This window comes from Streptomyces milbemycinicus (genome assembly GCF_002154605.1).
GTDB lineage: Bacteria > Actinomycetota > Actinomycetes > Streptomycetales > Streptomycetaceae > Streptomyces > Streptomyces milbemycinicus.
Genome location: NZ_MUNE01001306.1, coordinates 1 through 764, shown reverse-complemented (window position 1 = coordinate 764; position 764 = coordinate 1). Strand labels below are relative to the sequence as shown.

The window sequence follows — 764 nt, the reverse complement described above, 5'->3', positions numbered from 1 at the left end:
GGGCGGTGCGGCGGTCGGTGCCGCGCGGGCTGCCGGTGATGCTGAGATGGGCGATCTCGGGGTCGACTTCGAGGCGGGCCTCGCCGCGGACCGCGACGCGCGGGGTTTCGGGGGTGCCGTAGGGCAGGGCGGTCGTGGGCTGCGGGGAGGCGTGGTCCATGGGGTGGCTGCTCCTTGCGGGCGGGTGGGAGGTTCTTGGGCTGGTTGCTGCGTTGGGCTCGTTGTTCAGGCCGGTGTCTGGACCCTGCCCTGGGCGGGCCGTGTCTGGTGCAGTGACAGGGCGATGTCCACCAGCGGGACCCGGGGCAGCTCGGCGACGCGGTCGAGTTCGATCCAGGCGGCCTGGTCGGTGGAGCCATTGGTCTCGTGGCGCAGTTGCCCGCCGACGACATGCGCGGTGTAGACGACGCGCAGGCCGTGGAAGTCGGCGTCGCGGCCGCGGCGGCGGGCGTAGCGGTGGTGGACGGAGTCGATGCCGAGGAGGTCGTCTATCTCGACGGTGTAGCCGGTCTCCTCCTCGACTTCGCGGATGGCGGCGTCGTACGGGTCTTCGCCGTGCCGGATGCCGCCGCCGGGCATCGTCCACAGTTTGCTGTCGGGGCCCACCCATCGGGCGAGGAGGATTCTGCTGTCCTGGATGCAGACGGCGTAGGCGGCGACTCGGAGTTGTCTGTTGGCCATCACCCAAGGATGGCCTGGGTGTCGGATGATCGAAAGCTGTCGCGCTGTTCGGGGAGGTGTCGGGCGGCGGGGCTGCCGGGGTG

1 protein-coding gene and 1 pseudogene are annotated in these 764 nt (G+C 71.1%); both read right to left on the bottom strand.

From position 1 onward, the window contains the following. Positions 1–160, bottom strand: a pseudogene (locus CCN51_RS60430) (SIMPL domain-containing protein); the annotation flags it as partial. A 65-nt stretch (positions 161–225) separates the two neighbouring features. Then, a complete protein-coding gene (locus tag CCN51_RS52775; RefSeq protein ID WP_014180538.1) occupies positions 226–681 on the bottom strand; it encodes an NUDIX hydrolase in 456 nt (151 codons plus the stop codon). Between the last annotated feature and the right edge of the window lie 83 nt (positions 682–764).